This window comes from Serratia sp. 201, assembly GCF_037027545.1.
Taxonomy (GTDB): domain Bacteria; phylum Pseudomonadota; class Gammaproteobacteria; order Enterobacterales; family Enterobacteriaceae; genus Serratia; species Serratia bockelmannii.
This window is the reverse complement of sequence record NZ_JAXCHC010000006.1, coordinates 215,599-242,053: the sequence shown is the minus strand read 5'-3', so window position 1 is coordinate 242,053 and position 26,455 is coordinate 215,599. Positions and strand designations below refer to the sequence as shown.

Below are 26,455 nucleotides of genomic sequence, written 5' to 3'. Positions count from 1 at the left end.
AGCGCGAATTTGCCGGCATCGAGAGATGCAACGTAAAAGAATCGGTGGAGCGGTAGTTCAGTTGGTTAGAATACCTGCCTGTCACGCAGGGGGTCGCGGGTTCGAGCCCCGTCCGTTCCGCCACTTATTTAATTATGCCTGCTTTATTAGCAGGCATAATGTTAAGCGAGATTTAGGGGCGTAGCTCAGTTGGTAGAGCACCGGTCTCCAAAACCGGGTGTCGCGAGTTCGAGTCTCTCCGCCCCTGCCATATTAAGAACCCTTTGCGAAAGCAAAGGGTTTTTTTTTACCTATTATCCCTTCCCTTAGTGCATTCCCGCTTTGGAAAAGAGCGCTTTTGACGCTATATGCCGAGGTTTGCCCGATCCTGGCTGCTTCATGTTCTTCCGAGCTTTACCCTGCACGCCTCCGGATTCTCTTATCGTTTTGCATTATCTTCTCTCAGAAGGCGATGGGCGGCTTTTAGCATGATAGACAGTCATTACCACGATGACGGCATTTAAGGCCGCCATAATGCTTTAGGCTGCGGTATTTAAAGGTATTTTAAGTAATTGCCGAATCAAAGGCTGTTGATCGCTGTTTTGCAACCAGACGGCATACAGTGGGCGGATAATCGGCGGGATCTCAGTAGTGGCCACCAGCTGCGGATACTCCTTTTCCCACTGGCTGGGCAGGAAAGCGCATCCGCCCGTGGTTTCCAGCAACTGACGCGTCAGATGAGCGGAGGTAGTCGTGAGGACCGGCACGTTATCACCTTCCAACATGCGGCTTTCCTGTTGGTGGAAGTCGGCTCCCCATTCCAGCTTGATGTAGGGCATTGGGGCCTGTTTGTCACGATACGCGGATGAGAACAGGCGTAATGAGAAATTGCTCAGCTGTTGGCTGGCCAATTCGTCCATCTTCGGCGGTTCGGTGGTGATCAGTAAATCGAGCTGCCTTTCATGCAGTTGTTTTACCAAAGAGTGCCTTAATGCCACCCTGGCTTCGAGCTGCAGCGCCTCGCGTTGTTGATAGAGCGCCTGCAACCAGGGGGTCAGGTAGGCCTCCCACAGCGAAGCGGTAGCTCCGATCGACAACTCGGTGTGTTGCAGTGAACGCACGACCTCCTTCTTCGCCAGCTGCCAGGTGTTCATCAGGCTTTCGGCATAAGGCAGAAGCCGCTCACCGGCAGGCGTCAGGCGGATATTGTTGCGATGACGGGTAAATAAATTTGCGCCCAGCTGGTTTTCTAACTGGCGGATGCGGAAACTGACCGCAGACTGCGTTAAGTACAAAGATTCTGCGGCTCTGCCAAAGTGACGCGTTCTACTGACCTCCAAAAAGGTTTTCAGTAATTCGGTATCCACACCTATCTCCAAAAAAATTTGTCGTTAAGATTTAAATGTTTTGTTTTACACGCTGTCAAGCCTATCTAATACTCCGCGCCATAAACAGCACGGCCATAAGAGAATTAGGAGCGTGTCAGATGGCGGATAGCTTCACCACGACCAATCGTTTTTTTGATAATAAACATTACCCTCGCGGGTTCTCCCGTCACGGCGATTTCACCATTAAAGAGGCGCAATTGCTAGAGCGTTTCGGCTACGCGTTTAACGAGCTGGACTCGGGTAAACGCCAGCCAGCGACTGAAGAAGAACAGCTGTTCGTCGCAGTGTGCCGAGGTGAGCGCGAAGCGGCTACCGAGCAGGAAAAAGTATGGGCTAAATATCTGGCGCGCACACGTCGCCCGAAGAAATTCCATACTCTGTCCGGCGGTAAACCGCAGGCTGACGCAGTGGAAGATTACAGCGACAGCGAAGACTAAAGACGATGGGGCCTGCGGGCCCCATTTTCATTCCAGACTACGATGCAGCTGTAACAGTAAACGGTCCATACTGCGATAGCCCAGCGCTTCGCAGAGGTGGCGCCTGTCGAGTTCAGTATCTCCCGCCAAATCCGCCAGCGTGCGAGCCACTTTCAGGATGCGCTGCCAGGCGCGTACCGATAACCCCAGCGCGTTTAATGTCGTCTCCAAAAACTCGGCGTCCGCCGCCTGCAGAACACAATCACGTTCTACTTCACGGTTGCTCAACAGCGCGTTGACTTTACCGGCGCGTTCGAGCTGCCGGGCGCGTGCCTGCTGCACCCGTTTCCGCACCTGCTCACTGCTTTCCCCATGCGTTTTCCGCTGGCTGAGCGTACCCGGCGGTAACAGCGGCACTTCGATAGACAGATCGAAACGGTCGAGAAAAGGCCCTGACAGCCGGGCCAGATAGCGCAACACCTGCTGCGGCGAGGCGCGGTTGTGCAACCCCTGATAATGCCCTGTCGGGCTGGGGTTCATTGCCGCGATCAACTGTACTCTGGCAGGGAAACAGACCTTGGCGTTGGCGCGTGAAATCACGATCTCGCCGGATTCCAACGGCTCGCGCAGCGCATCCAGGACCTTACGCTCGAATTCCGGTAGCTCATCCAGAAACAGCACGCCGTTATGCGCCATCGAGATCTCGCCCGGACGCGGCAGTGAGCCGCCGCCGACCAATGCCGCCATCGATGCGCTGTGATGCGGCGCGCGAAACGGCCTCTGGCGCCATGGCAGAGCGCTCAGAACAGGGTGTTGCAAGCTGGCGATCGCCAGGCTTTCCAGCGCCTCAGGCTCCGTCAGCGGCGGCAGTAAGCCCGTCAGTCGGCTGGCCAGCATGGTTTTGCCTGTGCCCGGCGGCCCAATCAGCAGCAGGTTATGCCCGCCGGCGGCGGCGATCTCCAGCGCCCGCTTGGCCTGCTCCTGGCCGATGATGTCGCGCAGATCGGCGTTTTCGTACGCATTGCCGGCTGCGGGGGGTGTGACGGCCACCGGCAGTTCGCCCTGGCCGAGTAAAAAAGCACAGACCTCCAACAGGTGTTGGGCGGTATGGGATTGTGACTGTGCGATCAGGCCGACCTCGGCGGCGTTGTCCGTCGACAGGATCAATTGTCGCCCGGCGTCAGCCGCCGCCAGCGCCGCCGGGATGGCGCCTCTGACCGCACGCAGTGCGCCGGACAGCGCGAGCTCGCCAAGAAACTCGTAGCGTGCCAACGGTGCGAGGGGCAGTTGCTCGGAGGCGGCGAGGATCGCCAGCGCTATCGGCAGATCGTAACGCCCGCCTTCTTTCGGCAGATCGGCCGGTGCCAAATTGACGGTGATGCGCCGGGCGGGAAAGGTGAAACCGTTGTTGATCAGGGCGCTGCGCACCCGATCGCGCGCCTCTTTTACCGTGGTTTCTGGCAGACCGACCAGCGTCAGGCCGGGCAGGCCATTGCTGATATGCACCTCAACCGTCACGGAAGGGGCCTGAACGCCGATGATGGCGCGGCTATAGATTACCGCCAGTGACATATCGCTCTCCTTGCTGAGGGCGGCATGATGCGCGATTTATCCAGGTACCGCGCGGCGTTCTTGGCATTTTTTCCATGAAACTCGCAGCATAATCACTGATTTTCATCGAATTGAACGAGATTGTGCGAACCGTCTCGCAACCTGCGGCAATACCCATTAACAATTCGCTGAAGGCTGCAACACATTAGCGGCCCATACGCATTGCAACCATAGGGTTAACGGGTGTATTTAACAATTGATTAAAAGAAAAATCACTTCTTTAACACACTCCGACCGCCGCCGCAGTCTGCCCGGCAGCCGCTAAACCTCCTGACTTCGTACTCTACGGTAGGGATAACACTATGTTTGGTTGGACCCCGCTGCAACGCAACGCGGCAATTGCCAGTTTTTCAAGCTGGACGCTCGACGCTTTCGATTTTTTCGTGCTGGTATTTTTACTCAGCGACATCGCGCAATCTTTTCACGTCGGTCTGGAACAGGTCACGTTGGCTATTCTGCTCACGCTGGCGGTGCGGCCGATCGGCGCGCTGATCTTCGGGCGTGCGGCGGAAAAATATGGTCGCAAACCGATCTTGATGCTGAATATCGTCTTCTTCTCGGTGTTTGAGCTGCTCTCCGCCGCCGCGCCCTCGTTGACGGTCTTCTTGCTGTTACGAGTGTTGTACGGCGTTGCGATGGGCGGTATCTGGGGTGTGGCGTCGTCATTGGCGATGGAAACCATACCGGACCGCTCGCGCGGCCTGATGTCGGGCATTTTCCAGGCCGGCTATCCGTTCGGTTATCTGCTGGCGGCGGTGGTGTACGGCCTGCTGTTCGAAACGGTCGGCTGGCGCGGAATGTTCGTTATCGGCGCGGCGCCGATCCTGCTGCTGCCGTTTATTTATTATTGCGTGCAGGAGTCGCCGGTGTGGCTGGCGGCACGTGAGCGCAAAGAAAGTACGGCTTTATTGCCGGTGTTGAAGAGCCACTGGAAGCTATGCTGCTATCTGGTGCTGCTGATGGCGGCGTTCAATTTCTTCTCTCACGGCACGCAGGATCTGTATCCGGTGTTTCTGAAAGTTCAGCACGGTTTCGACCCTAAAACCGTCAGTATCATCGCTATTAGCTACAATATTGCGTCAATTATCGGTGGCGTTTTCTTCGGTTCATTATCGGAAAAAATCGGTCGTAAAAAAGCGATCATTATCGCCGCGTTGCTGGCCTTACCGGTGATCCCATTGTGGGCATTTTCCAGCGGTTCGCTAATGTTGGGGATCGGCGCTTTCCTGATGCAGTTCATGGTGCAGGGTGCCTGGGGCGTGATACCGACCTACCTGACCGAACTGGTGCCGGCCAACACCCGTGCGGTGCTGCCGGGGTTCGTGTACCAGCTGGGTAATCTGATCGCCTCGGTCAACGCTACGCTGCAAGCCACCATCGCCGAGCATCATGGGCATAATTACGGCTTGGCGATGGCGATCGTTGCCGGTACGGTGGCGGTGGCGATCGCCCTGTTGGTGTTCTTCGGCAAGGATACGCGCGGCAAGGCGATCACCGACGCGGTGAAAAATCCGGGCGTGCGCGCCAACGTGTGAAAGAGAAGCGATTCGCGTGAGGTATGACCAGATTGCGCCGAATAATAACGCAAAAAAAGTGTTGTCATGTCGCGCGCGGCTGTGGTACCTCTGTAAGCATTAGTTCTGAATGAGCACAGTGAACAAACCCATTATGAAAGCCTTTGCCCAAGTGATTAGCCTAGTCGTGATTAGCGTGGTGGTGATTATTATCCCACCGTGCGGGGCTGCACTTGGACGAAGAAAGGCTTAGCAAACAAGCCGGAATCGCAAGAGAACCCCCGCACCGTCAGGTCCGGGGGTTTTTTATTGGCAAGAGAAAAGTGGAGCAAGGGGCAGAACATGAAAAACAGAACAAAATCCTGCGATTTTCGAAGTAAGGCGGGGAAATAACCATGAATGGCGCTCAGTGGGTAGTTCAAGCGTTGCGTACGCAGGGGGTGGATACCGTATTCGGCTATCCGGGCGGGGCAATCATGCCGGTGTACGATGCGCTGTACGACGGCGGCGTGGAACACCTGCTGTGCCGCCATGAACAGGGCGCCGCTATGGCCGCCATCGGCTACGCCCGCGCCACCGGCAAAGTCGGTGTCTGTATCGCCACTTCCGGCCCCGGCGCCACCAACCTGATCACCGGCCTGGCTGATGCGCTGCTCGATTCTGTTCCCGTTGTCGCCATCACCGGCCAGGTGGGCTCCGCGCTGATCGGCACCGATGCCTTTCAGGAGATCGATGTTCTCGGCCTGTCTCTGGCCTGCACCAAGCACAGCTTCCTGGTGGAATCGCTGGACGCCTTGCCGGGCATCATGGCGGAAGCGTTCGCCATCGCCGCCGGCGGCCGTCCCGGCCCGGTGCTGATCGATATCCCGAAAGACATCCAGCTGGCGCAGGGCGACCTGCATCCGCACCTGATGCCGGTCGATGAAGCGCCGGCGTTCCCGGCGGCGGCGTTGGCAGAGGCGGCCGAGCTGCTGGCGCAGGCGCACAAACCGATGCTGTACGTCGGCGGCGGCGTGGGCATGGCCCAGGCGGTGCCGGCGCTGCGCGAGTTCATCGCCGTGACCCGCATGCCGAACGTCGCCACCCTGAAGGGGCTGGGCGCGCCGGATGCGCAAGATCCGCTGTACCTCGGTATGCTGGGCATGCACGGCACCAAGGCTGCCAACCTGGCGGTGCAGGAGTGCGATCTGTTGATCGCCGTCGGCGCGCGTTTCGATGACCGCGTGACCGGCAAGCTGAACGCCTTCGCGCCGCACGCCAAAGTGATCCACATGGATATCGACCCGGCGGAGATGAGCAAGCTGCGCCAGGCGCATGTCGCCCTGCAAGGCGATTTGAAAACGTTGCTGCCGGCGTTGCAGCGCCCGCTGAACATCGCCGCCTGGCAGCAGCAGGTGATAGCGCTGAAAGCCGAGCACGCCTGCCGCTACGATCACCCCGGCCAGCCGATCTACGCGCCGCTGTTCTTGCGCCAGCTGTCCGCCCGCAAGCCGGCCAACAGCGTGGTGACCACCGACGTCGGCCAGCACCAGATGTGGAGCGCGCAGCACATGACGTTCGAGCGCCCGGAGAATTTCATCACCTCCAGCGGCCTCGGCACCATGGGGTTCGGCGTGCCGGCGGCGGTCGGGGCCCAGATCGCGCGTCCGCAAGATACGGTGATCTGCGTCTCGGGCGATGGTTCCTTCATGATGAACGTGCAGGAACTGGGCACCATCAAACGCAAACGGCTGCCGCTGAAGATCGTGCTGCTGGACAACCAGCGTCTCGGAATGGTGCGCCAATGGCAGCAGCTGTTCTTCGACGGCCGCTACAGCGAAACCAACCTGTCCGATAACCCCGACTTCCTGATGCTGGCCGCCGCCTTCGGCATTCCCGGCCAGCGCATCAGCCGCAAGGATCAGGTGGAGGGCGCGCTCGAGGCGCTGTTCAATACCGAGGGCCCTTATCTGCTGCAGGTCTCTATCGACGAACTCGAAAACGTCTGGCCGCTGGTGCCGCCGGGCGCCGGTAACGAAACCATGTTGGAGGAAATATCATGATGCAGCATCAACTCTCGATCCAGGCGCGTTTTCGCCCCGAAATGTTAGAGCGCGTATTGCGGGTCGTGCGTCATCGCGGCTTTCAGGTTTGTGCTATGAATATGGTTTCCCCGGCCAACGCCGACAGCATCAATATCGAATTGACCGTTGCCAGCCCGCGCCCGGTCGCCCTGTTGTCATCTCAATTAAGCAAACTGATGGACGTCTCCTGCGTCGAGATCCAGCAGCCAACATCACAACAAATACGCGCCTGAGGCGCTGAGAAGGATAAATAACAATGACTAAGAAAGCCGATTACATTTGGTTCAATGGTGAGATGGTGCCTTGGGCCGAGGCCAAAGTGCACGTGATGTCGCACGCGTTGCATTACGGCACGTCGGTGTTTGAAGGCGTACGCTGCTATGACTCGCACTTGGGGCCAGTGGTATTCCGTCATCGCGAGCATATGCAGCGCCTGCACGATTCGGCGAAAATCTACCGCATGCCGGTGTCGCAAAGCGTCGACGAGCTGATGGAAGCCTGCCGCGCTACGCTGCGCAAGAACAACCTGGTCAGCGCGTACATTCGCCCGCTGGTGTTCGTCGGCGATGTCGGCATGGGCGTCAACCCGCCGGCCGGTTATAAAACGGACGTGATTATCGCGGCGTTTCCTTGGGGCGCTTATTTGGGTGAAGAAGCGCTGGATCAAGGCATCGATGCGATGGTCTCCTCCTGGCACCGCGTCGCACCAAACACGATCCCCACTGCGGCCAAGGCCGGCGGCAACTATCTTTCCTCCCTGTTGGTGGGCAGCGAAGCGCGTCGCCACGGCTATCAGGAAGGCATTGCGCTCGACGTGCACGGTTACATTTCCGAAGGGGCGGGCGAGAACCTGTTTGAAGTGAAAGACGGCGTGCTCTATACCCCGCCGTTCACCTCGTCGGCGCTGCCGGGCATCACCCGCGACGCGATCATCAAGCTGGCGAAAGACATGGGCTTCGAGGTGCGCGAGCAGGTGCTGTCGCGCGAATCGCTGTACCTGGCCGACGAAGTGTTCATGTCTGGCACCGCGGCGGAAATCACGCCGGTGCGCAGCGTGGACGGCATTCAGGTCGGCATCGGCAAATGCGGCCCGGTGACCAAACAGATCCAACAGGCGTTCTTCGGCCTGTTCAGCGGCAAGACCGAAGACAAATACGGTTGGCTGGATCCGGTAAACCCGTAACGACAAGGCTCGCCGCGCCGCGTGGCGGACGACAAGACAGACAAGATAAGAATATCCAGGCGGTTCGTTCGCCGCCTGTCATAAATACATTTGGAGTGAAAAGAGCATGCCTAAGTACCGTTCCGCCACCACCACCCATGGCCGCAATATGGCGGGTGCCCGCGCATTGTGGCGCGCGACCGGGATGACCGACGCCGATTTCGGCAAGCCGATCATCGCCGTGGTCAACTCCTTTACCCAGTTCGTGCCGGGCCACGTGCATCTGCGCGATCTGGGCAAACTGGTCGCCGAACAGATCGAAGTCTCCGGCGGCGTGGCCAAAGAGTTCAACACCATCGCGGTGGATGACGGCATCGCCATGGGCCACGGCGGCATGCTCTATTCCCTGCCGTCACGCGAGCTGATCGCCGACTCGGTCGAATACATGGTGAACGCCCACTGCGCCGACGCGATGGTGTGCATCTCCAACTGCGACAAAATCACCCCGGGCATGCTGATGGCGGCGTTGCGCCTGAACATTCCGGTGATCTTCGTTTCCGGCGGCCCGATGGAAGCCGGCAAAACCAAACTCTCCAACCAGATCATCAAGCTGGATCTGGTGGACGCGATGATCCAGGGCGCGAACCCGAACGTCAGCGACGCCGACAGCGAGCAGATCGAGCGTTCTGCCTGCCCGACCTGCGGTTCCTGCTCCGGCATGTTCACCGCCAACTCGATGAACTGCCTGACCGAAGCGCTGGGCCTGTCGCAGCCGGGTAACGGTTCGCTGCTGGCCACCCACGCCGATCGCAAGGAACTGTTCCTCAACGCCGGCAAGCGCATCGTCGAGCTGACCAAACGTTATTACGAGCAGGATGACGAAAGCGCGCTGCCGCGCAATATCGCCAACAAGGCGGCGTTCGAAAACGCCATGACGCTGGATATCGCCATGGGCGGCTCGACCAACACCGTGCTGCACCTGTTGGCTTCGGCGCAGGAAGGCGAGGTGGACTTCACCATGGAAGACATCGATCGCCTGTCGCGCAAAGTGCCGCACCTGTGCAAGGTGGCGCCGAGCACGCAGAAATATCACATGGAAGACGTGCACCGCGCCGGCGGCGTGATCGGCATCCTCGGCGAGCTGGACCGCGCCGGCTTGCTGAACCGCGAGGTGAACAACGTATTGGGGCTGACCCTGCCGCAGACGCTGGAAGCCTACGACGTGATGCTGACCCGCGACGAAAGCGTCAAGAAAATGTACTCCGCCGGGCCGGCTGGTATCCGCACCACGCAGGCATTCTCTCAGGATTGCCGCTGGGATTCGCTGGACACCGACCGCAAGGAAGGCTGCATCCGCACCCGTGAGCACGCCTACAGTCAGGACGGCGGGTTGGCGGTACTGTACGGCAACCTGGCGGAAAACGGCTGCATCGTCAAAACCGCCGGCGTGGACAAAGAAATCCTCACCTTCCGCGGCCCGGCCAAAGTGTATGAAAGCCAGGACGACGCGGTAGAAGCGATCCTCGGCGGCAAAGTGGTGGCGGGCGACGTAGTGGTGATTCGCTACGAAGGGCCGAAAGGCGGGCCGGGCATGCAGGAAATGCTTTACCCAACCACCTACCTGAAATCGATGGGGCTGGGCAAGGCGTGTGCGCTGATCACCGACGGGCGTTTCTCCGGCGGCACCTCCGGGTTGTCCATCGGCCACGCTTCGCCGGAAGCGGCCAACGGCGGCCTGATCGCCCTGGTGCAGGACGGCGACATGATCGCGATCGACATTCCTCATCGCGGCATCCAGCTGGATGTCAGCGAGCAGGAGTTGGCGGCGCGGCATGAGGCGGAACTGGCGCGCGGCGACGCGGCCTGGACGCCGAAAAACCGTGAACGTCAGGTGTCCTTCGCGCTGCGCGCCTACGCCTCGTTGGCCACCAGCGCCGACAAAGGCGCGGTGCGCGACAAGAGCAAACTGGGGGGATAAGCAGCATGGCGGTCTCTCAACCCCTACCCAGCGCCCCCTGCGGCGCGGAATATCTGCGAGCGGTACTGCGCTCGCCGGTTTACGAGGTGGCGCAGGTCACCCCGTTGCAGGCCATGAGCAAAATCTCTTCGCGTCTCGGCAACACCATTTTGGTGAAGCGCGAAGATCGCCAGCCGGTGCACAGCTTCAAGCTGCGCGGGGCCTATGCGATGATCGCCGGGCTGGACGAAGAGCAGAAGGCGCGCGGCGTCGTGACGGCTTCGGCCGGCAACCACGCGCAGGGCGTCGCCTTCTCCGGTAAACGGCTGGGGATCAAAACGCTGATCGTGATGCCGGTGTCCACCGCGGACATCAAGGTGGATGCGGTGCGCGGCTTCGGCGGCGAAGTGTTGCTGCACGGCGCCAATTTCGACGAGGCCAAAGCGAAGGCAATCGAGCTTTCCCATCAGCAAGGCATGACCTTCGTGCCGCCGTTCGATCACCCGACGGTGATCGCCGGGCAGGGCACGCTGGCGATGGAGCTGTTGCAGCAAGACGCGCATTTGGATCGGGTCTTCGTGCCGGTCGGCGGCGGCGGCTTGGCCGCCGGGGTGGCCGTGCTGATCAAACAGCTGATGCCGCAGATCAAAGTGATCGGCGTCGAAGCGGAAGACTCCGCCTGCCTGCGCGCGGCGCTGGATGCCGGCCATCCGGTGGATCTGGCGCGCGTCGGGCTGTTCGCCGAAGGCGTGGCGGTGAAGCGCATCGGCGACGAAACGTTCCGCCTGTGCCGTGAGTATCTGGACGACGTGATCACCGTGGACAGCGACGCCATCTGCGCGGCGGTCAAAGATCTGTTCGAGGACGTGCGCGCCATTGCCGAACCTTCCGGCGCGCTGGCTTTGGCGGGGCTGAAAAAGTACGTCCAGCAGCACAATATTCAGGGCGAGCGTCTGGCGCACGTGCTGTCCGGCGCCAACCTCAACTTCCACGGGCTGCGCTACGTTTCCGAGCGCTGCGAACTGGGTGAACAGCGCGAAGCGCTGCTGGCGGTGACCATTCCGGAACAGCAGGGCAGCTTCCTCAAGTTCTGCCAACTGCTGGGCGGCCGCTCGGTGACCGAATTCAACTACCGGTACGCCGATGCCGACAACGCCTGCATTTTCGTCGGCGTGCGGCTGACGCGCGGCCACCCCGAACGGCGGGAGATCATCGACGAACTCAACGCCGACGGTTACCAGGTGGTGGATCTGTCGGACGACGAGATGGCCAAGCTGCACGTGCGCTACATGGTGGGCGGGCGTCCGTCGAAGCCGCTGCGCGAACGGCTGTACAGCTTTGAGTTTCCGGAGTCGCCGGGCGCGCTGCTGAAGTTCCTGCAGACGCTGGGCACGCACTGGAACATTTCGCTGTTCCACTATCGCAGCCACGGTACCGACTTCGGCCGGGTGCTGGCGGCCTTCGAACTGGCGCAATCTGAGCCGGAATTCGAGCGGCACCTGCAGGCGCTGGGCTACGATTGCCACGATGAAACCGACAACCCGGCGTTCCGCTTCTTTTTGCAGGGATGAGTCGAATTGATAAGTAACCGTGACGCATGAGTCAGTTTATGGGTTGCGCGGTTGTGATTTTGTCGTGCATTTTTATACTGCCAAAACTTCTGACGTATAGGGATGCACGACAATGAAAACTGCTTTTTCTACGCCGTTCGGTTCTCCCGAAGACGATTTGACCAACGCCGAGTTTGCCCGCCTGTTGGGCAATACCGGCGTACAAGAATTCTATCGCGATATTAATCTGCAAGCCTTGCAGGACTCGCTGGACTGCAGCCTCGCCTTTCATGGCGTGGGAATTATTTTTTCCGACGGGCAAAACTCATTTTTAGTCCGCCCGACGCAGCACACCGGTTACTCGAACGCTTCGCAGGTTACCCACGTGGTCATCAGCAAAACGGTGGCTCATACCTCGCGCGTTGCCGCGACCAATACGCTGTCGGAAGCGTTGAGCAAACCCAGCGTCAGCAAAGAGCTGGCCTCGGCCGCGCTGTCGTGTGGAACGCTGCTGGTATCGGTCTTTTTACTGGCGTCGGGCAGCGTCGCCGTGCCATTTACCGGCGGTACCAGCTCAGCGGTGGCTTATCTGGGCTATGCCGGCATGGCCGCCAGCGCGTTGCAGTGCGGTAATGGGCTGTACCGCGTCAACAAGCTTTATGACGGGAAAGGCGATGAATTGGCTCAGCTCGATTCAGAGCAGTGGTATATCGCCACCAGTACCGTGCTCGATGTGATCTCGCTGGCCAGCGCCGGGGCCGCCCTGAAGGAAGCGACGATGACCTATCGCGCCATGCGCCGCATTTCGGCGCGCAAGGCGACGGAGTGGCTGAAAAGCATGCCCCGCAGCGAAAGGAAGCGACTGACCGAAAACATCATTCGGGCGGAAAATCCGGGAATTTCCAACAACGTCTTGAAAGAGATGGTGAAGAACGGCCTGTACCCGAAACGCTACCCGACGGAAGCGATCCAAAACGGGCTGCGCCAGCAATTGCACTCGGCGCTCAATAACGCGTTGACGTTTGTCGGCAGCGGCATCAGCGGCACCCTGTCGGCGCCGGTGAATGTGAAAACCACCGGGCAGTATTTTGTGGGCATTATGCAGAAATTGCCGCAGATGGTGAGGTAATGGCGGAGTGGATGATTAAACGCCTGATCGTGCAGGGTCGGGAGATGGAAAGCCAAATCGCGGCGCGCGATCGCGCTCTTTTCGCCGGTGTGGATGCGCAGCTCGAGCAGCATTTCATGACGCCGGGCCAGCGGTTGTCGCCGCCGGGCGTCGGCAACGTCATGTTGCTGATGGTGTGCCTGACGCTGGGGCTGGCGGGCGTGATGGGTCTGGTCACGGATGTGGCGGCCGCCTGGAGCGGCAAGACCTCCGCCGCCGTGTTGATGGGCAGCGGCGCGATCGTGGCGGTGTGGATGACGTTGATCCTGTTCCAACTGGTGCAGGGTAAAAACAGCGGGGTGGTATTGTTGCAATATTACCTTGGCATGCTCGGTCTGTGTTGCCTCGGCGCCGCGGCGGCGTGGGCGGCGGGCATGACCGGCATCGCCACCGGCGCCCTGCTGCTGGGGGGCGTGGTTGGCGGTGCGCTGTTCAGCAACCGGGCGGCGTTCTACCTGTATGTCGCCTATTTCCGCACGCGTCGGCGCGTGTTTATCAAATGCCGTTGGCAGAGGGAAGATCTGCGCAACACCCGATAAACCGTCAGAACGGAAAAACTTATGACGCAACCTTTCTCCGGCTTTAGCCAGCAGGGCCTGAATTTCCTGCAGCAGGTGCGGATCGAGAACGATAAGGCCTGGTTCGACGGCAATCGCGACATCTACGATCGCGAGCTGCTGGCGCCGTTTCGCGCGCTGGTGGAGCAACTGGCTCCCGGCATGCTGGCGATCGACCCGCAGTTCGAGACCCGCCCGGCGATCGGCAAAACGCTGTCGCGCATTCATCGCGATACGCGGTTTTCTCACGATAAATCGCGCTACCGCAGCCGCATGTGGCTGACGTTCAAGCGCCCGAGTAAAGACTGGAAAGACGCGCCGGTCTACTTTTTCGAACTGGGGCCGGACATGCTGCGCTATGGGCTCGGCTACTACAGCGCCAACAAGCCGACCATGGATCTGTTCCGCCATACGCTGAGGCAGCGGCCGCAGCCTTTCCTGGAGGTGGCCGCCTGCTGCCGGCCGCCGTTCGAGCTGGTGGGCGAGAGCTACAAGCGCCCGCTGGTGAAGGAACAGGCGGCGGAGATCGCCACCTGGTACAACCGCAAGTCGTTTGCGGTGATGGTGACGGACAGCGAAGTGGAAAAGCTGTTCAACGCCGATCTGGCGCCGCTGCTGGCCGGGGCATTTTTGCAGCTTGAGCCGCTCTACCACTGGTTGATGCAGGTAGAGACGATGAAGCAGATCGATCCGGCGGACCTTTGAAACCCCGCGTCAGCGAGGATGCAGCAACCGCCAAAAGGCGTCGATCAACGGATCGCTGAGGCGCTTTTTCTGAACGCAGACCCCCAGTTCAAACGGTTCGACCATCGAGATGTTATCCAGCTGCGAGATGCGGTTGCGCACCGGCTCCGGGCTGTTGTCCACCACCACGCTTGGGATCAGCGCGATGCCGCAGCCCAGGGCCACCATCGACACGATGGCCTCGTGGCCGCCGACGGTAGCGTAAATCAGCGGATTGCTGATGCGATGGCGGCGGAACCACAGCTCGATGCGTTTTCGCGAGGGGCCGTGCTCCGGCAGGATGAAGGGGATCTCGGCCCAGTCGGGCTTGTCGGCGAACGCCTGGCTGCGCACCGCACAGGGCAGCGCCGGCGCGATCAGCACTAGCGGAATTTCGCCGATTTTGGTGAACGCCACGCTGGCGGGCAGCGTTTCCGGCCGGCCGGCGATGCCGAGATCGGCCTCGTTGGATTGCACCTTGTCGACCGCGTCGGCGGCATCGCCGGTGGTCAGCTTAATCTCTACCAGCGGGTGCTGCGCACGAAAGCGATCGAGGATCGGCGGCAGGTGGCTGTACGCCGCGGTCACCGAGCAGAACAGCCGCAGTTCGCCGCTCAGCGAAGGGCCGTGCTGGCCGAGCGAGTGCTTCAGCTGCTGATACTGCAGCAGCGTTTGCTGGGCGAATTCTTTCAGCTGTTCGCCGGCGTCGGTGAGCTGCACGGTGCGGTTATCGCGCAGGAACAGCGGCTGCCCGAGGATCTCTTCCAGCCGCTGGATCTGGCGGGAGAGCGTCGACGGGCTGACGTGCATCGCCTTGGCGGTGCGCCCGAAGTGATGGCTTTCGGCCAGATGCAAGAACAGCTTTAAATCACGTAAATCCATATCGATACGCTCGCAGTGAGAGTGTTGCAAAAATTGCAATGTCACGTTCTCAATATATCAATTTAAGCAACGCATTTCCTGTTATACATTGAGTTTAACGAATCTCCGCACAGACAGGGCGGGGAATGAAAATAACAATGCAAGACAACATCAAACCGGAGTACCACCATGGCTAACTATTTCAACACATTGAACCTGCGTCAGCAGTTGGCGCAATTGGGTAAATGCCGCTTTATGGCGCGCGACGAATTTGCTGACGAAGCCGGCTACCTGAAAGGTAAAAAAGTGGTGATTGTCGGCTGTGGCGCCCAGGGCCTGAACCAGGGGCTCAACATGCGCGATTCCGGTCTGGATGTCGCCTATGCCCTGCGCAAAGAAGCGATCGACGAGAAGCGCGCTTCCTGGCGCAAGGCGACCGAAAACGGCTTTAAGGTCGGCACCTACGAAGACCTGATCCCGCAGGCGGATCTGGTGGTCAACCTGACGCCGGACAAGCAGCACTCTTCCGTAGTGCGTGCGGTGCAGCCACTGATGAAAGACGGCGCGGCGTTGGGTTACTCCCACGGCTTCAACATCGTTGAAGTGGGCGAGCAGGTGCGCAAAGACATCACCGTGGTGATGGTCGCGCCGAAGTGTCCGGGCACCGAAGTGCGTGAAGAGTACAAGCGCGGCTTCGGCGTGCCGACCCTGATTGCGGTTCACCCGGAAAACGATCCGAAAGGCGAAGGCATGGCGATCGCCAAGGCCTGGGCGGCGGCGACCGGCGGCCACCGCGCCGGCGTGCTGGAGTCTTCCTTCGTCGCTGAAGTGAAATCCGATTTGATGGGCGAGCAGACTATTCTGTGCGGCATGCTGCAGGCGGGTTCGCTGCTGTGCTTCGACAAGCTGGTTGCTGAGGGTACCGATCCGGCTTACGCCGAGAAACTGATTCAGTTCGGCTGGGAAACCATCACCGAAGCGCTGAAGCAGGGCGGTATCACCCTGATGATGGATCGCCTGTCCAACCCGGCCAAGCTGCGTGCTTATGCGCTGTCCGAACAGCTGAAAACCATCATGGCACCGCTGTTCCAGAAGCACATGGACGACATCATCTCCGGCGCGTTCTCCAGCGGCATGATGGCCGACTGGGCGGAAGACGACGTGAAACTGCTGACCTGGCGCGAAGAGACCGGCAAAACCGCGTTCGAGAATGCGCCGCAGTTTGAAGGCAAGATCGGTGAACAAGAGTACTTCGATCACGGCGTGCTGATGGTGGCGATGGTGAAAGCAGGCGTCGAGCTGGCGTTCGAAACCATGGTCGATGCCGGTATCATCGAAGAGTCGGCTTACTACGAGTCACTGCACGAGCTGCCGTTGATCGCCAACACCATTGCGCGTAAGCGTCTGTATGAAATGAACGTGGTCATCTCCGATACCGCGGAGTACGGCAACTACCTGTTCGCCAACGCGGCGGTGCCGTTGCTGAAAGACTTCATGACCACTCTGCAGGCGGGCGATTTGGGCAAAGCCGTGGCGGGTACGGCGGTGGACAACGCGCAACTGCGCGACGTGAATGAAGCGGTGCGCAGCCACCCTATCGAAACCGTTGGCCGTAAACTGCGTGGCTACATGACTGACATGAAACGCATCGCCGTCGCGGGCTGATTTTCCGCAAGGCAAAGCACAAAGAGCCGGCAGCGATGCCGGCTTTTTTATGCTTCCGGCGGTGCGATAAGCTGCCGCTCGAGACAGCGCCGGATCGCGTGTTTGGCGTTCGTGACCCCCAGCTTACGCACCGCATTGCCGATGTGAAACTTCACCGTACGGGTTTTGATCCCCAGGATCAGCGCGATCTCGTGGTAGGTTTTGCCCTGGCTGGCCCAATAGAGAATTTCCCCTTCGCGCGGCGAGAGTCGATCCGTCCGGTTCGCCTCGGCATTGGCCAATGTCAGCGCGTGCTGGTGGGTATCGACCAAGACCATCTGCAGGTTGGCCCTTTCGTCTTCCATCAGTTGCCGCAGTTCGGCGTCATCGGCCGCCGTCGCGCTGATCGACAAGATCGCCAGGTTGTTGTCGTGATCGTGCAAAACAAAGCTGCAGCCGTGCACGATGTCGTACTCCCGTGCCTGGCTGAAGATCTTCCGGTAATGCCGATCCTCGGTGGTGATTGGGGTGTCGTGCCACATAAAGGGCGCGCAGCGGCTATGGGCGGCGCGCACGACGGGGTCGATGCGTTGATAGCGATTGTCGCTGTAGATGTTCAGCCATTCTTGCGGGTAGCTCGATACCAACAGATGGCGATCGGGATGGTGTTTGTTGAAGGTCAAATAAGCATATTTGAATCTGCCAAAGGCGTGCAGCCGGCTGTCCAGATGCAGTCTTGCGGCGACGGCGTTGGCGAATGCGACGGCCATCGGTAACCTCCCTGTCGTTCGGCGATTCAGCCCGACCTGCACCAAAGTCCAGCTAGTCAGTGCGGCGGATTGAAATTTATACTCGGCTAATAAATTCAAAAAGTCGGCAATGCCAAGACCTGAGCTTAGCAGTTCTGGGTATCAATAAGCCAACGCCAGGGAAATTCTTCAATCATCCTCTCATCAATACGTCTGGGAGCCATTGCGCCGGCGGCGAGGTCACCTCGCCGTCGTCTTATTGGTTGGGCATCGCTGCTGCGGGAATGATGGCGCCGCGATGTTGGATCACCGATGCGGCGAGCAGATGGCCGCGCTGCGCCGCCTGCTGGGCGCTGCCGCCGTTCAGGCGTACCGCCAGGTAACCGGCGCTGAAAGAGTCGCCTGCTGCGGTGGTATCCACCACGCGCTCCGGCGGCAGTGCGATCGCCGGTACCTCAAGCCGCTCTTCCTCCACGCTGAACACCAGGCAGGCCTCTGCGCCGCGTTTGATAACGATCTCGCCGACGCCGAGCGCCTGCGTGCGTGCCACCACCTGTTCAACCGGCTGCGCGCCCCACAGCAACGCTTCGTCATCCAGCGTCAGGAAGGCGATGTCGGTGCAGGCCAGCACCTCGCGGTAGGCCTGCTGCGTTTCCTCACGGCTTGGCCACAGGCGCGGACGGTAGTTGTTGTCGAAGATGACTAGACCACCGTTGGCACGGCAGCGGCGCAGCAGCGCTAGCAGCTTCGTGCGGTCGGCAGGCGCGAGGATCGCCAGGCTAATGCCGCTGAGGTACAGGTAATCGAATTGCGCCAATCGGTCGCACAGTGCGTCGGCCTGGGGGCCCGCAAGCCAATACCGGGCGGCGGCGTCGTTGCGCCAGTAGTAAAAGGTGCGTTCGCCGGCGGCGTCGGTTTCGATCACGTACAGGCCCGGCAGTTTGTTGTCCAACTGCTGAATCAACCCGGTTTCGATGTTCTCCTGCCGCCAGGCCAGCAGCATCTCGCCGCTGAAGCTGTCGGTGCCGAGTGCGGTGACGTAATGCACCTGCAGCGTCTGTTCCGGCATTTGGCGGGCAAGGTAGACGGCGGTGTTGAGGGTATCGCCGCCAAAGCCGCGCGTCAGCTGTGCGCCCTGCTGTGACAGCTCGATCATGCATTCGCCGATCACGGCGAGATTTCGGATAGTCATCGTCAATAAGCCCTGGCTAAAGAAGAAGCAACAGCCGCCAGTCTCCACGTAAGGCGGTCAGGGAGTCAATAAATTAAAACAGTGTTTTAATTTTTTATGATCGCGATCGACCAACACCAACAGGGTGAAGAGGAAAGCCTGCGGTAATTCGTGCTTAAAGTTTTACGCGGCGCGGCCGATAAGCTGGGTAAAGAAACAGCGGCAGCGCTCTCACTTCCCCGCCACGGCGATAGTACCGATGATAACCAACCTGATCTCGGGTCTGCTGGCGCCCTGTTTTGCCCTCTATGCCTGCGCCAAATCGCGGCGCTACTGGCGGCAATGCCGGCGCTTGTATACCTTCCAGCCGATTTATCGCACCAGCGGCGCGTTGCTGGCGGTGGAACTGCTGACGGCGGTGTATCACCCTAATGAGCCGGACAAACGGCAATCCCCGGAACAGTATTTTGCCTCGCTCGGCGTCGCCCAGCGTTTGCGGGTGATCCAGGAGCAGTTGGCGCTGTTGCAGCGCTGGCAGGCGTTGTTCATTCGCCACGCGGTGATGGTGTCGGTCAATATCGATGGTATGGCGCTGCAAGCGTTGCAGCGTCATGATGCGTTGCAACGGCAGATCGCCGAGATGCCCTACCTGCGCTTCGAGCTGGTGGAGCAAGCCGCAACGGCGTCAAACCGCCCGTTACAGCAGATCGTCGGCGGCGAACGGTTGTGGCTGGACGATTTCGGCAGCGGGCTGGCCAACTTCTCCGCCGTCGGCGCCTGGCGCTATCAATACATCAAGGTGGCGCGCGAATTGTTCACCTTGCTCAAACAGTCGGAAGAGGGCGTACAGCTGCTCGGCACCCTGATCAAGATGATGAATCAGCACAGCGACGGGGTGATCGTCGAAGGCGTGGAAACCGAACAGGAGTGGCGGCTGGTGCAGCGTTCCGGCGCGTTGGCCGCGCAGGGTTACTATCTTTCCCGCCCGGCGTGCTTTGAAACTTTACACAGCGTACCGACGCTGTTTGCCGCGCCCGGCGCGCCGGCGTGAACTCCGGCCTATCCTCAGCTAGGCTTAAACGGGGCTGCTCATTCCTTTTCCTTTCATTCGGCAGCCCGGTTTATGTGCTGAGGGAGCCCTATGACAAGAACAGGAAAGGTTTTCAGCTGGCTGGGCGGCATTGTGCTGCTGGTGCTCGCCGCGCTGGCGATCTTCATCGCCACCTTCGACTGGAATCGACTCAAGCCTACCATCAACGACAAGGTGTCGGCCGAACTGCGGCGGCCCTTCGCCATCCGCGGCGATCTGGGCGTCGACTGGTCGCGTAACCCTGAGGAGGGCGGCTGGCGCGCCTGGGTGCCCTGGCCGCATATTCACGCCGAAGACGTGTGGTTGGGTAATCCGAAAAACATCCCCGGCGACAGCATGGTGACGCTGCAGCGCGTCGACGCCAGCATCGCACCGCTGGCGCTGCTGAGGAAAGAACTGCTGATCCCGCGCATCTGGCTCAAGCAGCCGAATGCGTCGTTGCAACGCCTGGCCAACGGCGACAACAACTGGACGTTTGACCTGGCCGGCGGCCAGGATCCCAAGCAGCCGCCTTCCGCCTGGTCGTTCACTGTGCACGACATCGTGTTCGACAAGGGACAGATCGCCTTTAAAGACGCCACGCTGAAGGCGGATTTCCGCGCCGTTATCGATCCGCTCGGCAAACCGCTGCCGTTCAGTGAAGTGACCGGCAAACAGAGCGGCGGCAAGGTCGCTACACCCGATTATGTTTTCGGCTGGCAGGTGAAAGGCAAATATAACGGCGAACCGCTGAGCGGCAGCGGCAAGATCGGCGGCATGCTGTCACTGCAGAGCGCCGATCTGCCGTTCCCGCTGCAGGCCGACGTGCGCTCCGGCAGCACCCGGGTGGCGGTGGCGGGCACCTTGTCCGATCCGCTGAACCTCGGCGGCCTGGACGTGCAGCTGAAATTTTCCGGTGAAAGCCTGGGGAATCTCTATGGCCTGACCGGCGTGCTGCTGCCGAACACGCCGCCGTATGCGACCGATGGCCATCTGATTGCCCGCCTGCACCAGCCGGGCGGCGCCGTGTTCGAATATCAGAAATTCGACGGCAAAATCGGCGACAGCGACATTCATGGCGACTTGAAATACGTTGCCGCTAAACCGCGGCCGACGCTGAGTGGCGCGGTGAGCTCCCGGCAGCTGAGGCTGGCGGATCTGGCGCCGCTGATCGGCGCGGATTCCAACGCTGCCAAAGCCGGCCGCGGCGAGAAGAGCCGCCAGCCGGCGGATAAGGTGCTGCCGGTTGAACAGTTCGATACGCAAAGCTGGAGCAAGATGGATGCGGACGTGAAGTTTGCCGCCGCGCGCATCGAGCGCGGCAGCGATTTACCGCTGAGCGATCTGGCCACGCACCTGAAGCTGAACAATGGCGAGTTGCGTCTGGATCCGCTGCGCTTCGGCATGGCGGGCGGCAGCCTGAACGCCGTGGTGCGCCTCGACGGCGGCAAAAAGCCGATGCGCGGCCAGGTAGATATGCACGCGCGCAAACTCCAGCTCAAACAGCTATTGCCTAACGTGGCGGCGATGAAGCGCAGCCTCGGGCAGATGAACGGCGACGCGAGGCTGACGGGCAGCGGTAATTCAGTGGCCGAGCTGCTGGCGACCAGCAACGGCGATCTGCGCCTGCTGATCAATAACGGGGTGATCAGCCGTAGCCTGATGGAGATCCTCGGTCTGAACGTCGGCAACTATCTGGTGGCGCAATTGTTCGGTGACGACGTGGTAGGCATCAACTGCGCGGCGGCGGACGTCGGCATCCGCAGCGGCGTCGCCGCGCCGCGGCTGTTCGTGTTCGACACCGAGAACGCGGTGATCAACATCACCGGTAACACTAACCTCGCCACAGAGCGGCTGGATTTATCCATCGATCCGGAAAGCAAGGGGATGCGCGTGCTGACCCTGCGATCGCCGCTGTACGTGAAAGGCACCTTCAAGCACCCGGACGCCGGGGTGAAAGCCGGGCCGCTGATCGCGCGCGGCGCGGCGGCGGTGGCGTTGGGGGCGGTGCTGACGCCGGCGGCGGCGCTGCTGGCGCTGGTCTCGCCCAGTGAAGGCGGCGAGGAGAACCAGTGCGGGCAGATCCTGCGGGAGATGAAAGGCAAAAAATAATCAGGCGCGCGGCGGTGGCGTAAGCAGCCGGCAGTCGTGATCCTGGATCTCTTCCGCCGAGGCCAGGGTGAACGGCAGCAGGCTGCGCTCGGTCGCCAGCAGCAGGAAATCGCCGTCCGGCAGCGCGGTCATCGCCAGGCCGAAGCTGCCCATGCGCCCGTCGGCGCGCGGCAGGCCGGCAGCCAACAGGCGGAAGGCGCCCTGTTGCTCCAGCTCGGCAGGGGTTACCCGCCGCCCCAGATAGTCATGTCCCAACAGGCCGCCGGGCAGCGGTTGCCATTGCTCGATGAAATCGGGGCCGATCTGCGCCAAGCGCTGTTTTACCGCCGGCAACAGGCAGGAGATATGAATGTGCAGCTGGTTTTGCGTGCGGCCATATTCCGAATTGATGGCCAGTGAAATATCACCGTCGTCGATGGGTTTGCCATAGCGTTCCGCCATCACGTGGCGCGCGCGCCAGGCCTGGGCGAAGAAATTCGGCGTGGCGGCATCCAGCACCGCCGGGCTTTCTATCCCGGTGATTTTGGCGCTGGGCATCAGCAGGTATTGCAGCGGTCCGTTGCGATCTTTAAACACCACGAAGCCGGCCTGCACATCCACCTGCTTGCAGGGCGCCGGGTTGTCATGCGCTTGCTGATTGGGCAGACATTGCTGGCTGACGATGCGCCACAGCGCATCGGGATGGTCGGGCTTCAACCCGTAATAGAGCGCGATGGCGAGAGCCGCCAGCAGCGCAACGCAGACAAATACCCCACGACGCAGAGACATCGGCCGATCCTGTTACCGAGATAAACATCCAGCATAGCCCGGTTTTATGACAGGAAACGAACAACGCGTGCGGCCCCCGCAGTGAGGGGGCCGCAGGGGATCACAGCGACTGGTGGCGGGTTTCTTTCATCAACAGCAGAGCCAGTAGCGTCAACCCGGCCATTGCCGCCAGGTACATGCCGACGTAGAACAGCCCGTAGTGGGCCGCTAGCCAGGTGGCGATATAAGGCGCCACGGACGCGCCGAGAATAGACGCGACGTTGTAGGAGAACGATGCGCCGGTATAGCGCACTTCGGTCGGGAACAGCTCCGGCAGCAGCGCGCCCATCGGGCCAAAGGTCAGCCCCATGATGCTCAGGCCGCACAGCAGGAAGCCCATCACCAGCGCCTGGTTGCCGGAACCCAGCAGGGTCGGGAACAGGAACGCGAAGCCGATCATCAGCAGGGTAATGGCGATCATGGTCTTGCGACGGCCGAACGCGTCCGCCAGCAGGCCGGCGATGGGCACCATCACGCCGAAACCGATCACCGCCACCATCAGCATCCACAGGAAGCTGTTGCGGGAGTAACCGAGCCCCAGCGGCTGCGGCGCAGTGCCGTAGGTCATCGAATAGACCGTCATCAGATAAAACAGCGTGTAGGTCGCCAGCATGATGAAGGTGCCGAGGATGGTGGCTTTCAGATGCTTGCTCAGCAGCGTGCCGAGCGGCACTTTCACCTGTTTGCCGGCCTTGGCCGCTTTGGCGAACACCGGCGTTTCATGCAATGACACCCGGACGTACAGGCCAATCAGCACCAATGCGGCGGAGAGGATGAACGGCACGCGCCAGCCCCATTCCATAAATTGCTGGTCGCTCAGCAGCCACGAGAGCAGCAGGAAGGTGCCGTTGGCGAAGAAGAAGCCGATCGGGGCGCCCAACTGGGGGAAGGAGCCGTACAGCGCACGTTTTTTGGCCGGCGCGTTCTCCGTCGCCAGCAAGGCGGCGCCGCCCCATTCGCCGCCCAGCCCCAGCCCCTGGCCAAAGCGCGCCAGCGCCAGCAGGATAGGGGCGAAGATGCCGATGGTTTCATAGCTCGGCAGCAGGCCGATCAGCACGGTGGAAATCCCCATGGTCAGCAGCGAGGCGACCAGCGTCACCTTGCGCCCCACGCGATCGCCGAAGTGGCCGAACAGCGCAGAGCCGATAGGCCGCGCGACAAAGGCGACGGCGAAGGTGGCCAGCGACTGCAGCGTCGCGGTGGTCGGGTCGCCCTGCGGGAAGAAGATGTGCGGGAACACGATCACCGCGGCGGTGGCATAGATGTAAAAGTCGAAGAACTCGATGGCGGTGCCGACCAGCGAGGCGACGATGACTTTCCCGCGGGAATTCACCGGTGTAGACGCGTCGTCGGCGTCGAGTGGGGGTGCGATGGTGGCTTGCATATCTATTTCTTATTGTTGGAGGGGGTAAAAATCCATCTTAGTGACAGCATTCCGCCTTTTCAACGCTGTAACTCTGGGCTGCGCCGCCGCTAACCGGTTAAAAAGACTAATGTTTTACCGGGCTTCTTTTCTGTAGCGTTAAACGTTGAGAAATGGGTTTCATACAGAGGGAATGGCTGTAAAAACGGGAAAGAAAAGTGAATGGGTAGTTTGTTATGCTGGTTTTCCGAATGTCATGCCGCATGATTTAGAGGGATTGACTGGGTTTTTGCTTATTAACCAGAGGAAAGTGCCGGCGTGTGCGATAACACCGGCACGATTGCGTGGCTTCAGGGGGCCGGTGGCTCGCGTTCCGGCAAGGCTTTGTCGCCTTTGTAGTCGGCGGTAGCGATCCAGGCGGCACAAAACAGCGTCAAACGGGCGAAGAAGTAGAAGAACGCCATCAGCCCGATCACCGAGCCAAAGGCCGCGCCGGAAGGCGATTTCGCCACCTGCGGCAGCGTCATCGTCATCACGAACTTGATCACCTCAAATCCGATGGCGGCGAGCAAGGTACCGCGCAGCAGCGCTTTTTTCTTCGGTTTGTGGCGCGGCAGCATCCAGAAAATCCACAGGAACAGCAGATAGTTGGCGAAAATCGAGATCGACAGCGCGATCGTCGTCAACGCCGGCCGCAGCCATTCGATGCCGTCCAACCCCAGCGCGTTGACGATCGCCGCCTGTGCCGATCCGGCGACCGAGGTCAGCGACAGCGTAATGATGAGCGCGACCACCAGGCCGGTCAGCGAGATGAAGTCGCGGGTGTACTTGAAATAGATTTTCTCCTGATCCTGCGGATTGCGCTCCCAGACGTCACGCGACTGTGCGCGGATCGCCTCGCGCAGGTTGCCCATCCAACTGATGCCGGAATAGAGCGCCAGTGCCAGACCGGTCAACCCCACGGTGGTACGCTGCTGAATGGCGGTGTTGACGGTGTTCTTCAGCGTGCTGGCCAGCGTTGGATCGCTGATGCTGCCGACGATCCGGTTGATCAATCGGGCCAGCAGATCCGGGTTGGAGGCCAGCACGAAACCGGCGGCGGCGAATGACACCATCAGGATCGGGATCAGCGAGAGGAATGAAAAATAGGTGATGGCGGCGCCGAACTGGCTACCCAGCCGATCGTTAAAGCGTTCGGCCGCGCGCAGCAGGTGCGCAACGCTCGGCCAGGCTTTGATGCGTTCAATCAGACGTGAAAAACCACCAATGCGGCGGTCGAGGGTCTCATGGCCGGTCTTGATGGCGATAAGCGGCTTCGGCGGCGTGTCTTGTGCGGGCTGGCGGCGTTCCTGGTCTGGTCCTGTAGGCATTACTTCACGATTTCCTTAACGTTAAACGGCATGTATCCGTATTGATTATAGCCAAAGCCTCGCGGCGTTTTGAGCGCCGGGGCGGCAAACGGTCAATTTCCGAGCTTAACGCGTTAGCGCCCGGCATGAAATGCCGACGATGGCGCGATAGGTAAAATTCCTATGAAAAGCCCGTGGCGCCTCGGTTTTTTTCACTTCCCTACCTCCGATTTTTATCTGTTTCGTCGGCGAGAAAGCGTTTACTCATGATGTGGCGTCGCGCTTTACCGACCGCCGCTCCGCTGCAGCCGTAGGGGCTGGAACGGTCTCATCCGTCATCAACAGAAAAACTGGAAGGTCTTATGAAATTGCTTAATCACCCCACCTGCCGTCCGTTTACCGAAGCGGGCAATCTGTCGCAGCTTTCCGCCTACTATGAAGAGGAGAGGCATATCATGTGGATGCTGCTGCGCGCTGCGCCCCGCCCCTGCTTCAACCAGGCGCTGATCGAAGACATCATGACGCTGGCGCAGGCGGCGAAGGAGTCTTCGCTGCGATTCGATTTCTGGGTCACCGGCTCGCTGGTGCCGAACATGTTCAACGTCGGCGGCGATCTGCAGTTCTTCGCCGAAGCGATCAAAAACCGCAGGCGCGAGGCGATGATGGCCTACGCGCGGGCCTGCATCGACTGTGTGCATGCCGCTGCGCGCGGTTTCGACACCGGCGCGGTCAGCATTGCCATGGTTGAAGGTAGCGCGCTGGGCGGTGGCTTTGAAGCGGCGCTGGCGCACCATTTCGTGTTGGCGCAGAACAATGCGCGCATGGGGTTCCCGGAGATCGCGTTCAACCTGTTTCCCGGCATGGGCGGTTACTCGCTGGTGGCGCGCAAGGCGGGCATGCGCTTGGCTGAGGAGCTGATTTGGGGCGGCGAGTCGCACACCGCAGAGTGGTTCGAGAGCCGCGGGCTGGTGGATCAGCTGTTCCAGCCCGGCGATGCCTATATGGCGACGCGCACTTTCATCGATACCATCCGGCCGAAGCTCAACGGCATGCGCGCCATGCTGCGGGCGCGTCAGCGCGTATTGCAACTGACGCGTTCCGAGCTGATGGATATTACCGAGGATTGGGTCCACTCGGCCTTCACCATTGAGGAAAAAGATCGCGCCTACATTGAGCGGCTGGTGATGTTGCAGGATCGCCACACCCTGAACCTGCGTCGTGCCGGCTAACGTTAACGCGCCC

General features: G+C 60.4%; 23 protein-coding genes and 2 tRNA genes. 17 read left to right on the top strand and 8 right to left on the bottom strand.

Annotation, left to right across the window (positions count from 1 at the left end):
• Positions 1-46 precede the first annotated feature (46 nt).
• Both WA302_RS24190 and WA302_RS24185 read left to right on the top strand, forming a co-directional pair.
• Positions 47-123: transfer RNA gene (locus tag WA302_RS24190), tRNA-Asp, on the top strand.
• 51 nt (positions 124-174) lie between these two features.
• Positions 175-250: transfer RNA gene (locus WA302_RS24185), tRNA-Trp, on the top strand.
• Positions 251-518: 268 nt separating this feature from the next.
• On the opposite strand, the gene hdfR is transcribed toward WA302_RS24185, so the two are convergent.
• Positions 519-1,346: an HTH-type transcriptional regulator HdfR gene (hdfR, locus tag WA302_RS24180; RefSeq protein WP_025304646.1), complete on the bottom strand. Its 828-nt coding sequence runs from the start codon at positions 1,344-1,346 to the stop codon at positions 519-521.
• 119 nt (positions 1,347-1,465) lie between these two features.
• Here hdfR and WA302_RS24175 point away from each other — a divergent pair, with 119 nt between their 5' ends.
• Positions 1,466-1,804, top strand: a complete 339-nt coding sequence (locus WA302_RS24175; RefSeq protein WP_004929946.1) for a DUF413 domain-containing protein — start codon at positions 1,466-1,468, stop codon at positions 1,802-1,804.
• A gap of 27 nt (positions 1,805-1,831) precedes the next feature.
• Here the strand turns inward: WA302_RS24175 and WA302_RS24170 are convergent, their stop codons facing one another.
• On the bottom strand, positions 1,832-3,355 hold the full coding sequence (locus WA302_RS24170) for a YifB family Mg chelatase-like AAA ATPase (RefSeq protein ID WP_025304645.1): 1,524 nt from the start codon (positions 3,353-3,355) through the stop codon (positions 1,832-1,834).
• A gap of 341 nt (positions 3,356-3,696) precedes the next feature.
• On the opposite strand from WA302_RS24170, the gene WA302_RS24165 reads away from it, so the two are divergent.
• The 10 genes from WA302_RS24165 (at position 3,697) to WA302_RS24120 (ending at position 14,070) form a co-directional block, all read left to right on the top strand.
• Positions 3,697-4,929, top strand: coding sequence for an MFS transporter (locus tag WA302_RS24165; RefSeq protein WP_089196353.1), 1,233 nt, complete (start codon positions 3,697-3,699; stop codon positions 4,927-4,929).
• Positions 4,930-5,062: 133 nt separating this feature from the next.
• Positions 5,063-5,161, top strand: coding sequence for an ilv operon leader peptide (gene ilvL / locus WA302_RS24160; RefSeq protein ID WP_013814970.1), 99 nt, complete (start codon positions 5,063-5,065; stop codon positions 5,159-5,161).
• A gap of 142 nt (positions 5,162-5,303) precedes the next feature.
• Positions 5,304-6,950, top strand: coding sequence for an acetolactate synthase 2 catalytic subunit (gene ilvG / locus WA302_RS24155; protein ID WP_261456839.1), 1,647 nt, complete (start codon positions 5,304-5,306; stop codon positions 6,948-6,950).
• On the top strand, positions 6,947-7,204 hold the full coding sequence (gene ilvM, locus WA302_RS24150; RefSeq protein WP_004929955.1) for an acetolactate synthase 2 small subunit: 258 nt from the start codon (positions 6,947-6,949) through the stop codon (positions 7,202-7,204). Before ilvG ends, ilvM begins: the two co-directional genes overlap by 4 nt.
• A gap of 23 nt (positions 7,205-7,227) precedes the next feature.
• Positions 7,228-8,154, top strand: a complete 927-nt coding sequence (locus WA302_RS24145; RefSeq protein WP_016930475.1) for a branched-chain amino acid transaminase — start codon at positions 7,228-7,230, stop codon at positions 8,152-8,154.
• A 106-nt stretch (positions 8,155-8,260) separates the two neighbouring features.
• Complete coding sequence (gene ilvD / locus WA302_RS24140; RefSeq protein ID WP_049294984.1) at positions 8,261-10,111, top strand: dihydroxy-acid dehydratase; 1,851 nt, start codon at positions 8,261-8,263, stop codon at positions 10,109-10,111.
• A 5-nt stretch (positions 10,112-10,116) separates the two neighbouring features.
• The gene (gene ilvA / locus WA302_RS24135; RefSeq protein WP_043142923.1) at positions 10,117-11,661 is read left to right on the top strand and encodes a threonine ammonia-lyase, biosynthetic; all 1,545 of its coding nucleotides are present in this window, start codon (positions 10,117-10,119) and stop codon (positions 11,659-11,661) included.
• Between the two features lie 112 nt (positions 11,662-11,773).
• Positions 11,774-12,769, top strand: coding sequence for a hypothetical protein (locus WA302_RS24130; protein WP_025304642.1), 996 nt, complete (start codon positions 11,774-11,776; stop codon positions 12,767-12,769).
• Entirely contained in the window at positions 12,769-13,347 is a 579-nt protein-coding gene (locus WA302_RS24125) for a hypothetical protein (protein ID WP_049294982.1), read from the top strand. The genes WA302_RS24130 and WA302_RS24125 overlap by 1 nt, the downstream gene beginning before the upstream one ends.
• A gap of 21 nt (positions 13,348-13,368) precedes the next feature.
• Positions 13,369-14,070 carry a DUF2461 domain-containing protein gene (locus tag WA302_RS24120; protein ID WP_048326462.1) on the top strand — a complete coding sequence of 234 codons (702 nt, stop codon included), beginning with the start codon at positions 13,369-13,371 and terminating at the stop codon, positions 14,068-14,070.
• 9 nt (positions 14,071-14,079) lie between these two features.
• Here the strand turns inward: WA302_RS24120 and ilvY are convergent, their stop codons facing one another.
• The gene (ilvY, locus tag WA302_RS24115) at positions 14,080-14,970 is read right to left on the bottom strand and encodes an HTH-type transcriptional activator IlvY (RefSeq protein ID WP_004929971.1); all 891 of its coding nucleotides are present in this window, start codon (positions 14,968-14,970) and stop codon (positions 14,080-14,082) included.
• Positions 14,971-15,138: 168 nt separating this feature from the next.
• Between ilvY and ilvC the strand changes: the two genes are divergently transcribed.
• A complete protein-coding gene (ilvC, locus tag WA302_RS24110) occupies positions 15,139-16,614 on the top strand; it encodes a ketol-acid reductoisomerase (RefSeq protein WP_025304638.1) in 1,476 nt (491 codons plus the stop codon).
• A gap of 47 nt (positions 16,615-16,661) precedes the next feature.
• Here the strand turns inward: ilvC and WA302_RS24105 are convergent, their stop codons facing one another.
• Positions 16,662-17,363 carry a LuxR family transcriptional regulator gene (locus tag WA302_RS24105; protein WP_043142927.1) on the bottom strand — a complete coding sequence of 234 codons (702 nt, stop codon included), beginning with the start codon at positions 17,361-17,363 and terminating at the stop codon, positions 16,662-16,664.
• A gap of 235 nt (positions 17,364-17,598) precedes the next feature.
• On the bottom strand, positions 17,599-18,534 hold the full coding sequence (locus WA302_RS24100; protein WP_148123819.1) for a sugar kinase: 936 nt from the start codon (positions 18,532-18,534) through the stop codon (positions 17,599-17,601).
• Positions 18,535-18,772: 238 nt separating this feature from the next.
• On the opposite strand from WA302_RS24100, the gene pdeH reads away from it, so the two are divergent.
• The gene (gene pdeH / locus WA302_RS24095; protein ID WP_043142934.1) at positions 18,773-19,564 is read left to right on the top strand and encodes a cyclic-guanylate-specific phosphodiesterase; all 792 of its coding nucleotides are present in this window, start codon (positions 18,773-18,775) and stop codon (positions 19,562-19,564) included.
• A 90-nt stretch (positions 19,565-19,654) separates the two neighbouring features.
• Entirely contained in the window at positions 19,655-21,694 is a 2,040-nt protein-coding gene (locus tag WA302_RS24090) for an AsmA family protein (protein ID WP_149570073.1), read from the top strand.
• Here WA302_RS24090 and WA302_RS24085 read toward each other — a convergent pair whose 3' ends face one another.
• The 3 genes from WA302_RS24085 to yhjD form a co-directional block, all read right to left on the bottom strand.
• Positions 21,695-22,462 carry a CDP-diacylglycerol diphosphatase gene (locus WA302_RS24085; protein WP_025304633.1) on the bottom strand — a complete coding sequence of 256 codons (768 nt, stop codon included), beginning with the start codon at positions 22,460-22,462 and terminating at the stop codon, positions 21,695-21,697. It lies immediately after the preceding gene.
• A gap of 100 nt (positions 22,463-22,562) precedes the next feature.
• The gene (locus tag WA302_RS24080; RefSeq protein WP_016930463.1) at positions 22,563-23,885 is read right to left on the bottom strand and encodes an MFS transporter; all 1,323 of its coding nucleotides are present in this window, start codon (positions 23,883-23,885) and stop codon (positions 22,563-22,565) included.
• 329 nt (positions 23,886-24,214) lie between these two features.
• A complete protein-coding gene (yhjD, locus tag WA302_RS24075) occupies positions 24,215-25,234 on the bottom strand; it encodes an inner membrane protein YhjD (protein WP_025304632.1) in 1,020 nt (339 codons plus the stop codon).
• A 341-nt stretch (positions 25,235-25,575) separates the two neighbouring features.
• Between yhjD and WA302_RS24070 the strand changes: the two genes are divergently transcribed.
• On the top strand, positions 25,576-26,442 hold the full coding sequence (locus WA302_RS24070) for a crotonase/enoyl-CoA hydratase family protein (protein WP_025304631.1): 867 nt from the start codon (positions 25,576-25,578) through the stop codon (positions 26,440-26,442).
• The last annotated feature ends 13 nt before the right edge of the window (positions 26,443-26,455 follow it).